The sequence below is a fragment of the Fodinicurvata fenggangensis DSM 21160 genome, assembly GCF_000686045.1.
GTDB lineage: Bacteria > Pseudomonadota > Alphaproteobacteria > Kiloniellales > DSM-21159 > Fodinicurvata > Fodinicurvata fenggangensis.
In genome coordinates, this window is sequence record NZ_JMLV01000023.1 from 1 (window position 1) to 10,331 (window position 10,331).

The window sequence follows — 10,331 nt, forward strand, 5'->3', positions numbered from 1 at the left end:
CGTTGCCCAGATTGGTGCCCGTGTGAAACAGAATGTCGCTGCGGATATGGAGGATATGGATGCGGAGCTAAGGGCGATGCTCGACGCTCAGATCCTTGAACTTGAACATCGGATTGAAAGCATGATTGCACAGGACGACGCTCTCACCGTCAAAGCGGAGCTTCTCCGCTCTATTCCAGGGATCGGTCCGGTCTCCGCAGCCATGCTCATCGCGGAAATGCCCGAACTCGGACGGATGACGTCCGGCGAGGCCGCCGCAATGACTGGCCTCGCGCCTGTATCCCATGACAGCGGGACGAGGCGCGGCCGCCGGATGATCGCTGGAGGCCGGCGCGCCTTGCGGCATGTGCTCTTTCAAGCAGCGCTCGCCGCCGCATGCCACAACCCGATCCTGAAATCCGTCGCCAGCCGCCTCAAGGAACGAGGAAAGCCGCACAAGCTGGTCATCATCGCCATCGCTCGGCGCCTGGTTACCACCGCAAACGCAATCCTCAAATCAGGCCTTCCATGGCGCCATCAGGTCTGTGCATAAACACAGTTGCTAGGGCATAACCACCTCAAGGGTCAACTCGGCACCCGGGTCAATGCCGTCGGCCGTAACTTCCGTCTCATCCTCAATTGGCTAAGATCTCTTTTGCTCCAAATCTACAGGGTGATCATCAATGACCTAATGGTCCCCAACGGCCCTCTATCGCCTATGCGGAAGCCTTTTTAACGGTCAACCACAACATGTTGAAGACGACAGGTTCGCTCGGTTTTATCGAAAAGTCGGGATAGCTACCGCAGGACATGCACCGAACAAGAAGCATGACGCACCACACGTGCTGCTGTTGAGCCGATCAGGAAGTCCCCGAAACCCGGCTGATGTGAGGCAACGACGATAACGTCTGCACCCTTCTCGTTCGCAAGTGCGAGAATTTCGTTGGCAGGCTGACCATTCCTCACATCGATTTCGGGACCCAAACCACTTTCTGACGCGATGGCTTCCAGTTGCTCGCGTACATCCGCATTGAGTTTTTCCCTGATTTCCGCAGGAATCTGGGCTTCCACATAGGTTGGACCATTTTCGATCACGCTAGTCAGAACATACTTTGTGTCCTTCCCACCCAGCTGCTTTGCCGCTTCTATCATCGGCTTCACCCGGTCGGCATGTGAGATATCAATAGGAATGATAACCGTTTTATACATGGCAAGCCCCCCCTTCTTGGATGTCCTAAAGCAAGGATTGGTTCAAGCACAATCCTTCTTAAATCAATAGCCTACAGGACGTATCGTATCCTGTCATCTCTTCCATATGTCCCTCAAAGCCTGTCGTTCCCCAGATTTCAATCTGGTAGATGACATTCCTCATTCGGTTGTGTCAGGTGCAGCCTGACCAGTCATATCATTCCCGACCTCACGTTGGCGTTCTGCCTCTGCAACCACACGCTTCACCGCGAGAAAGCTGTCGGGGCTCACTGAAATCGAATCGATCCCGTTCTCGACGAGAAAGCCCGCGAATTCAGGATGGTCGCTCGGCGCCTGGCCGCAAATTCCGGTGTGCGTTCCGCTCTCGCGCGCCTTGGCAAGCAGGTCGGCTATGGCGGTCGTCACTGCCGTGTCTTGTTCGTCGAACAGTGCACTCAGTGCAGCACTGTCGCGGTCAACGCCGAGGATGAGCTGTGTCAGATCGTTCGAGCCTATGGAGAAGCCATCGAACCGTTCGGCGAAGTGCCCGGCCAGAATGATATTGGAGGGGACTTCAGCCATGACGTAGACCTCAAGCCCGTTGCGACCGCGAATGAGCCCGTTCTCCGACAGCACCTTGAGCACGCTGTCCGCCTCCGTAATAGAACGGCAGAAGGGGATCATGACGACAATGTTGTCGAGACCGATCTGTTCGCGTGCGAAGCGTACCGCACGGCATTCCAGATCGAAGCCCTCGCGGTATCCTTCGCTGTAATAGCGGCTCGCTCCGCGCCAACCAAGCATCGGGTTTTCCTCCTTTGGCTCGAAGGGGGCGCCGCCAATCAACCGGGCATACTCGTTGGTCTTGAAGTCGCTCATACGCACGAGCACGGGGTTCGGATGGTGTGCCGCGGCGATCTTGGCCATGCCGCGCGCCAAGGTCTCCACGAAATACTCGGTCTTGTCCTGGTAGGCCTGGGTCATCTCGGCAATTTGCCGGCGGACCTTCTTGTCCTTGAGCCTGTCGTAATGGACCAGCGCCATGGGATGAATCTTGATCAGATTCCCGATAATGAACTCCATGCGGGCCAACCCGACACCATCGGTCGGCAGCATCCACCAGCGAAATGCAGCCGCGGGGTTGCCCAAGTTTACCATTGTTTTTGTGCGAGTTTTCGGGATGTCGGCCAGGCCGATCTCGCGCTCCTCGAAGTCGGCGACGCCCGAGTAGACCTGTCCTTCACTGCCCTCTGCGCAGGACACTGTCACCTCCCCCCCTTCCTTGAGCGTCGTGGTCGCCTTACCGGCACCGACGATGGCGGTGAGGCCGAGCTCGCGGCTGACGATCGCGGCATGGCTGGTGCGGCCGCCATGGTCTGTCACGATGGCCGATGCCTTCTTCATGATCGGAACCCAGTCGGGATCGGTCATTCCGGTCACGAGAACGGATCCCGGCTTGAACTTGCCGATATCCGCAGCGCTCTCGAGGTGACAGACCTTGCCGGTTGCGATCGAATCGCCGATGGCCAGCCCGGAAATCAGCTTACGGCCCTTCTTCTTCAGCCAGTAGGTCTTGAGCGTTCCGGCGTCCCTGCGCGACTGCACGGTTTCCGGGCGCGCCTGCACGATCGCCAACTCGCCGGTCTCGCCGTCCTTGGCCCACTCGATGTCCATGGGCTGGCCGTAATGTGCTTCGATGGCACAAGCCCAGCGGGCGAGCTGCAAGACTTCGTCGTCGTTCAGCACGAAAGACGCACGTTCCTTCTTTTTGGTATCGACAAGCTTCGACGTGGCCTGTCTGCCGCTCGCGTAGATCATCTTCTTGGCCTTGCTGCCGAGCGTCTTCTCGATGACCGGTTGCAGTGCCGCGTTATCCAGCAGTGGCTTGAAGACATGGTACTCGTCCGGACCGACCATGCCCTGAACCACGGTCTCCCCCAAACCCCACGCACCGTTAACCAGAACGCTGCGCGGGAAGCCGCTCTCGGTATCTATGGAAAACATCACACCGGCGCCGGCCTTGTCGGAGCGGACCATTGTCTGCACCCCGACCGAGAGAGCCACCTGCATATGCTCGAAGCCGTTGTTGATGCGGTAGATGATGGCCCGGTCGGTGAACAGCGACGCGTAGCAGCGCTTGCAGGACTCCAGCAGCGCCTTTTCACCGCGGACGTTCAGGAAACTCTCCAGCTGGCCGGCAAAGCTTGCTTCCGGCAGATCTTCCGCGGTCGCGCTGCTGCGCACGGCAACACTGGTCATCTTCCTGCCGGCGTGCTCCGACAGTTCGTGATAGGCGCACGATATGGCATCTTCCAAGGTGGCGGGAAACTTCGCCTCAAGGATCATCTTGCGCACGGCCTTACCGATCTGAGGCAAATTGCTTCCGTTCGGCTTCAATTCGGCAAGTTTGTCGGTCAGGCGGTCGGCTAGGTCGTTGGCCTCGAGGAAACTCCAGTATGCCGCCGCCGTCGTTGCAAAGCCGTCCGGCACATTGATCCCGGACTCCTTGAGTTTTCCGATCATCTCACCGAGAGAGGCGTTCTTGCCACCGACAGTCGCCGTATCCGAGCGATCAAGGTCCGCGAACCAACTGATCAAAGGGGTCTGTTCGTTCATGGCTTCGCCTCCTTTGCGGCACCCATGGCCCGGTTCTCGTCACGATCGCGGTCTTCAGGCTTGATCAGCCGGAATTGACAGACCTCGCCCGGCGCCAGGTCCCGATAGTGACCGCGGTAGGCCACCTTGATCGGGGTGGAGGTGAACGATGGGCTGCCAATCCGCAGCGTGTCATGATCGGCCTCAATATCCAATACTTGCCGTCGATAGCGCAGCCGCACCTTTATCTGGTGCAAATCGTCGGGAAGCGCGGGGTCGAAGTGCAGCGCGTTGGCGCGCATTTCGATGCCGATATAGCAGCGCTGGATCAGGTCGATGGTCCCGGCCATGGCGCCGACGTGAATGCCTTCCGGGGTGGTGCCGCCCTGCACATCGGTGATATCGCTATCGAGTGCGCATCGGAAATGACGCCAGGAGCGTGACCGGTCCGAGCGCGCAAGCACCCAAGAATGGGCGACACTGCTCAGCGTGGAGCCATGCGATGTCCTGCCTATATAGTAGTCGATGTTCCTGGGGATGCTTTCAGGCGCGAGCGGGTAGCCCAGCCGCTCAAAGATGAGATAGAGCTCGTCGGCGGTGAACAGATAGAACAGCATCAGCACGTCGGCCTGCTTGGAGGCCTTGTAGCGGTTCACGTCGTCGTCCTCCGCCTCGAGGATCCGGTCAAGCCGATGGATGTCGCTGTACTTCTTGCGGTAGCCCTCCCAATCGAACTCCGTGAGCTTCTCGTAGCCTTCGAACTGGCAGATGATCCCGTCATCGTGAAACGGCACGCGAAGCTTTCGGCTGATGTCGTACCAGCGCTCGGTCTCACCGAGGTCGAGGCCAATGCGTTCACACAGCTGGATGCAATGCTCCTTGGGCAGGAGTTCGAGGACATCAAGGGCGCGTGTGAGCACCCAGGAGGCCATGACATTGGTATAAGCATTGTTGTCTATGCCGCCCTCCATCTCTGGGTCGGCACCGGGATAGGCCGTATGATATTCGTCCGGCCCCATCACCCCCTTGATCTCGTAGCGGTCAATCTCGGCGTTGTAGACGGCAATGCTCGCCCAGAAGCGGGCAATCTCGAGAAGTAATTCGGCGCCATAGGCGTAGATAAACTCGTGGTCGTCCGTGGCCTGATAGTATTGCCAGACATTGTAGGCGATAGCCGAGTTGATGTGCCGCTGGCGGTACGAATTGTCGGGGTTCCAGCGTCCCGAATTCGGGTTGAGGTGGAGGTGCTGGGTTTCCTCCCGCCCATTGCTGCCACTCTGCCAGGGAAACATCGCTCCTTCGTAGCCGGCCGCGCGCGCTGCGCGTCGCGCTTCCGGCAATCTGCGATAGCGATAGTGCAGGAGCGCGCGCGTAAGAGTAGGGATGCGCAGGCTGAGGAATGGGAAAATGAACAGTTCGTCCCAGAAGATGTGGCCCCGATAGGCCTCACCGTGCCAGCCGCGCGCAGGGACGCCGACATCGAATTCGATGGTATGCGGCGAGGCGGTTTGAAGCAGATGGAAGATGTGAACGTGTAACTTGAGCTCGGTATCCTCAGCCGTGCCGTCGATAAGTTCGATGTCGCAATCATCCCACAGATGCCGCCAGGCTATCTCATGCGCCGCAAGCAGGTCGTCGAAGCCGCCAGCATGACCAAGTGTTCTTTTCGCTTCGAGCCCGGCCTCGGCGATCGCTCTATCACGCGAGGTATGAAGCGTGACGATCTTCTCCACTCTGACTGAAGCGCCCTGCTCAATCGTGCAGGCGACCTCCTGCCAGATCTGATCCTTCAGGGTCTGTGTCCGATACTCCGCTTCAGCTTCGCGTTTTTTAAAGTAAAGGCGGGTGCGCGCGGCCAGCGCGACCTGGATCAGGGATTGGCTGGTCTGGCAGCGCAGAAAAAGTGCGTCGGCCCCGAGATGATCCAATTCGAGGACTTCTAGGTGTTGGCTCGCCAGAGCGCGGTAGCGCGCCACGCCGCTGTTGACCACACCTCCATCAAGACCGGAGCGAACAGTAAGTCGTCCCGACCAGTCCTCAGCAGTCAATTCGACCTCGAGACCGGCAAGATGCTGATTGGCCATGCTGACGAGACGACGCTCGCTCCATCGCGTGGTGCGGCCGGCCTCATCCCGGAACCGGATATCGCGATTGAGCACGCCCCGCCTGAGATCGAGTTCCTGACGGAAGGACAAGACGTCGACATCGTCGATGCGAAACCAGGCGCCATCGTCGATGCGAAAGGTCAGCGGCAGCCAGTTCGGCATGTTGACGAGGTCTTCATTTTCCACGTTGCGGCCCGCAACCTCGCTGACCAGTCGGTTGTAGCCGCCGGCGAGATAGGTGCCCGGATAATGGATATCACCGGCCGAGCTGTCAGGCGCCGCACCGCGCGTCGCGAAATACCCGTTGCCGAGTGTGCACAGCGCCTCGCGCAAACCCTCCTGCTCAGGGCGGTAGCCGTCATAGACCAGCGACCAGTCTCGCGGCTCAGGCCTCATCGCGCACCTCCTTTCGGTCTTTCGCTTCGGCGGCCAGCACAGCGAGCATTGCGATCAACTGTCTGACTTCGTCCGTATCCGCGACTGCGTAATCCGCCGCGGTTCGGCGCTCCTCCCGGTCGCGTACGACGATTGTAAGGCCGCGCCCCGCCAGCGCTCGAAATGCATCCTCGTCGGTGATGTCATCCCCCACATAGACCGGAAGGATATTTGGATCATCATGTCTGAAGCGTTCCAGAAGCCAAAGCACCGCGCAGCCCTTGTGCCATTCGAGATCTGGCTGGATGCGAAAGACTTTCTTGCCGTGCCCTTTCCGAAGCCCTCCACATGCGGACAGCACCTCGTCGACAACAGCTTCCATCCGAGGCACATCCCTTTCCGCGACACGGCGGTAGTGAACGGCGATGGAGAACCGCTTGCGTTCGACAGAGTGACCGTCGATCCCGGACAAACCCTCGTGCAAGCGCCTTTCCGCCTCCTCGATCTTGGGCAGGAACTCGACGCCACGCTCCAGGTATTCGCTTGTCCCATCCGGGCCAGCAATCTCGAAGCCGTGACTTCCCGCAACGAACAGCGAGTCGATCTTGACCAGTTGCTGGATCTTTTGAAGGTCCCGGCCACTGATGATCGCCACCTTGGCTGATCTGGCAAGTTCCGCAATCGCGGCACGCATGCCGTCATCCAGAAAAGCCTTGGTGTGATCCTCGACTATGGGCGTGAGCGTGCCGTCATAGTCGAGAAAGACCGCCAGCGAGCGACCCGACAGACAGGCACGCAGCTCCCAGTCACTATCCCAAAAGGCCGGCAAACCGTCAGTCATCTTGATGGCAATGTGGCGGTCCTTGCTGACAACCAACTCACTCAGATCGTCAACGACGAGGTGCGCCCCCGCCTCTTTCAAAGCCTCGCCATAGCAGCCGCGGTCAATGCCAATCACGAGGGCGAAGCCGCTGCGTGCACCCGCCTCGACCCCAGCGATGGCGTCCTCGATGACTGCAGCACCTTCAGGCTTGACGCCGAGTCGTGCGGTCGCCTCATGGAGCATCGCTGGATCCGGCTTGCCGCGCAGACTGAGCTCTGCCAGATCATTTCCGTCGACCCTGGCGTCAAACAGATCGAGCACGCCGGCGTTGCGCAGGACGTCTTCCGCATTGCGACTTGAGGAGAAGACGGCCGTCTTGGTGCCGCTCTTGCGCAGCTCGCGGATGAGCTTCAGCGTTCCCGGGTATGATCGAACTTCATTGTTCCTGAGCCATGTCCGAAAGTAATTCTGCTTGCGCCGCCCGAGCCCGAAAACGGTGTTGGCATCAGGCGGATCCTCGGGCGTGCCCTCGGGCAGATCTATGCCGCGCGAGCGAAGGAAGCTCTTGATGCCGGCGTGCCGCGGCTTGCCGTCAACGAACTCTCGGTACTCGCGCTCCGGATCAAAGGGACGATACTCGTCTCCACTTGCCTCCGCGCGGGCGCACAGGAACTCGTCAAACAGGTGTTTCCAGGCGGCGGCATGAGCCTGTGCGGTATCCGTGACGACGCCATCCATGTCGAACAGCACCGCCTCCAGCCGAGCAGGTGATGCCGCGTTCAATCCTTGGGCATCACTCTCGGTCATCGCGGTTCCTTCCCACACTGCGCACCCTTATGTTCAGACTGAACAAGACTTCGTCGTTCCAACTGTTGCCAAGTGATACGCCTCGTACTTCCTAACTGGGATTGTCGGCTTTTGTTTGTATTGGTGAAGCTCAGGGGCACAGTTTCGAGCGATCGCGACAATGTTTCGCCATACTCTCCAGCGTGGTCACAGTTTTATGGTCTCCCTTTTTTGTCCGTAAAGCGATCTGACGACCGCCAAGTCCACACGGTCAATAATTTCGCCAATGGTCACAACGGATGCACAGGCTCAGGCACCATCAGCGCACTGCCCGTCAGGAAGCGGGCCATTCGCATCGACGCGAGCCAAAGCCCACTTACCGCCAACTTCAGACCTCTCAGGCGTTCGCAGCATGCGTGATCGTCCTGTTCTGTTCTTCCGTGAGGGAGAAGGCTGTTCTCGCCAGGGCGTCGAGAAAGCTCTCGCACCAGGAGTGAATGTCATGGCGCTTGATACTGGCCATGGCCATAGACCAGCGCTCACGACGCTCCTCTAGCGACATAGTCATGGCTTGGTGCAGGGCGTCAGCCACGCTTTCGGTATCATGGGGATTTACGATCAAGGCTGAAGTAAGCTGTTCGGCCGCCCCTGCAAAGCGAGACAATACGAGCACCCCTGGATTGGACGCATCCTGAGCCGCTACATACTCTTTGGCGACCAGATTCATTCCATCGCGCAGGGGCGTTACAAGGCCGACCCGTGCCAAGCGGAAGAGAGCGGCAAGTTGTATTTGGCTGAAGGTTCGATTGATAAAGCGGATCGGCGTCCAGTCGGCCTCGCCATAGCAGCCGTTGATGGTCCCCGCGAGGGTCTGAAGCTCCAGTTTCAGATTCGCATAATCCTGGATGATCTCCCGCGAAGGAGCTGCCACCTGAGCATAGAAGGCTCGGCCATGATAGGATGGATGGCGCTCCAACATCCATTCGAAGGCGCGCATGCGTTCCGGCAAGCCCTTGCTGTAGTCAAGCCGGTCGGCCCCAATGACACTGTAACGATGGCGAAAGCATGGCTCCAGACGACGCGACAGCTCATGAACCTCGGGCAAGCATGACAAAGTGCTGGAGCCTTGTGGATCGATACCTATGGGAAAGACACCTGCCTGGCTCCTGAAGCCGCCGGCTTTCACTTTCCCTTCGCGTGAAACCGTGCCGCCTAGATGGCGGACGACATAGTCCGAAAAATTGGCAAGGTCATTGCGACTCTGAAATCCAATGAGATCGTAGGCGAGCAGCGCCTCAATAAGTTCCTTGTGGCAGGGCACTGCCGACATGGCGTCGGCCGAAGGAAAGGGGGTATGGAGAAAAAAGCCTATGGGTGCCGCGATCCCGCGAGCGCGCAAATTTCGTCCTAGCAGCAGCAAGTGATAGTCATGGACCCAAATCGCGTCCTGGGGCCGATAATGTGCTTGAACCTGATCTGCATAGGTCTCGTTGACCGCTGTGTACGAGGCATAGTCCTCGGCCTTGAAGCGAATCAAGTCGGTGCGACCGTGCAGCACCGGCCACAGCACCCGGTTGGCGAAACCAATATAGTAGCCCGCGTGCTCTTGCTCGCTCAAATTGAAGGCTGGGTTCTTGAATCGGTTGGATCGGAGTATTTCGCAGCCCTCACTGCGATCGTCGGCCACGCAGCCGCTCCAACCGAGCCAAACGCCTCCCCTCTCCTCCAGGATCGGCTTCAGGCCGATCGCCAGGCCACCTGCCGCCGGGTTGGCGTCATCAAGCGTGCAGCCGCGATTGGAAACAATAAAAAGACGGGGCATCGAGAGTTCCTCAAATAACTGCCACTCCGCTAAGGCACTCTTGAGGCAACAAACCCAAGGCAGCCGGGGAGCAATTCAGATTTTGTTAACTTTTAACCCCCGGTGCATTGATCTCGATCAACCTACGATACAGGTGCAGGCGCTTGTGGAAAGACCTGCATCGATTCTGGCTGCAAATATCTGGCCGAGAATACGTTGAATGATATCAACTCTTTGAATTCATCGATGTATTGGAGCAGTCGTGAAGCTGCAGTATGTGAAGCGATCTCACCTGGAAGCCGTTTGCATACCAGGAGTCGCACTGACCTAGCTGATGTTCAGTCCCGGCATGTGGTGGATCGGGTTTAGTTTGAATCGTTGAGGCTGTGACGTCCAGGCTTTGCAGATGAATTCATAGGGCGTGAGACCACCCAGTGTCTTCAGCCTTCGTGCAAAGTTGTAGGCTTTCACGAAGTCGTCGAGATGGGCATCCAGCTGACTATGACTGTCATAGTGGAAGCGCTTGACGGTGGCGTCCTTGATGGTGCGGTTCATGCGTTCCACCTGTCCGTTCGTCCAGGGATGACCGATTTTGGTCAGGCGGTGCTCGATGCCGTTCTCGGTGCAAACCCGTCCGAAGATATGGCCGCTGTCATGGATGTCCTGGGCACGCAGGCTG

7 protein-coding genes are annotated in these 10,331 nt (G+C 58.6%); 1 reads left to right on the forward strand and 6 read right to left on the reverse strand.

Translation table 11 applies throughout. The features are described 5' to 3' along the window. The coding region (locus BP38_RS0117920; RefSeq protein ID WP_026988850.1) for an IS110 family transposase at window positions 1-532 on the forward strand (532 nt) is incomplete at its 5' end. Between the two features lie 245 nt (window positions 533-777). Here BP38_RS0117920 and BP38_RS0117925 read toward each other — a convergent pair. The 6 genes from BP38_RS0117925 to BP38_RS0117945 form a co-directional block, all read right to left on the reverse strand. Further along, window positions 778-1,188 (reverse strand): universal stress protein, encoded by a 411-nt coding sequence (locus tag BP38_RS0117925; protein WP_026988851.1) that lies wholly within the window; start codon window positions 1,186-1,188, stop codon window positions 778-780. A 159-nt stretch (window positions 1,189-1,347) separates the two neighbouring features. Continuing rightward, window positions 1,348-3,783, reverse strand: coding sequence for a phosphoenolpyruvate synthase (ppsA, locus tag BP38_RS21475; protein WP_051609533.1), 2,436 nt, complete (start codon window positions 3,781-3,783; stop codon window positions 1,348-1,350). Beyond that, window positions 3,780-6,263: a glycoside hydrolase family 65 protein gene (locus tag BP38_RS23040; RefSeq protein ID WP_051609534.1), complete on the reverse strand. Its 2,484-nt coding sequence runs from the start codon at window positions 6,261-6,263 to the stop codon at window positions 3,780-3,782. The genes ppsA and BP38_RS23040 overlap by 4 nt, the downstream gene beginning before the upstream one ends. Further along, entirely contained in the window at window positions 6,253-7,872 is a 1,620-nt protein-coding gene (gene otsB / locus BP38_RS23045; protein ID WP_051609535.1) for a trehalose-phosphatase, read from the reverse strand. Before otsB ends, BP38_RS23040 begins: the two co-directional genes overlap by 11 nt. 376 nt (window positions 7,873-8,248) lie before the next feature. Then, window positions 8,249-9,673 (reverse strand): alpha,alpha-trehalose-phosphate synthase (UDP-forming), encoded by a 1,425-nt coding sequence (locus BP38_RS21485; protein WP_051609536.1) that lies wholly within the window; start codon window positions 9,671-9,673, stop codon window positions 8,249-8,251. 306 nt (window positions 9,674-9,979) lie between these two features. Then, window positions 9,980-10,331 (reverse strand): integrase core domain-containing protein (locus BP38_RS0117945; RefSeq protein ID WP_026988852.1); only part of this gene is annotated, 352 nt, incomplete at its 5' end.

Excerpts from the sequence above, each read along its gene's own strand:
- ppsA (WP_051609533.1), bottom strand. The coding sequence starts at position 3,783 with ATGAACGAACAGACCCCTTTGATCAGTTGGTTCGCGGACCTTGATCGC.
- BP38_RS0117925 (WP_026988851.1), bottom strand. The coding sequence starts at position 1,188 with ATGTATAAAACGGTTATCATTCCTATTGATATCTCACATGCCGACCGG.
- BP38_RS23040 (WP_051609534.1), bottom strand. The coding sequence starts at position 6,263 with ATGAGGCCTGAGCCGCGAGACTGGTCGCTGGTCTATGACGGCTACCGC.
- BP38_RS21485 (WP_051609536.1), bottom strand. The coding sequence starts at position 9,673 with ATGCCCCGTCTTTTTATTGTTTCCAATCGCGGCTGCACGCTTGATGAC.
- otsB (WP_051609535.1), bottom strand. The coding sequence starts at position 7,872 with ATGACCGAGAGTGATGCCCAAGGATTGAACGCGGCATCACCTGCTCGG.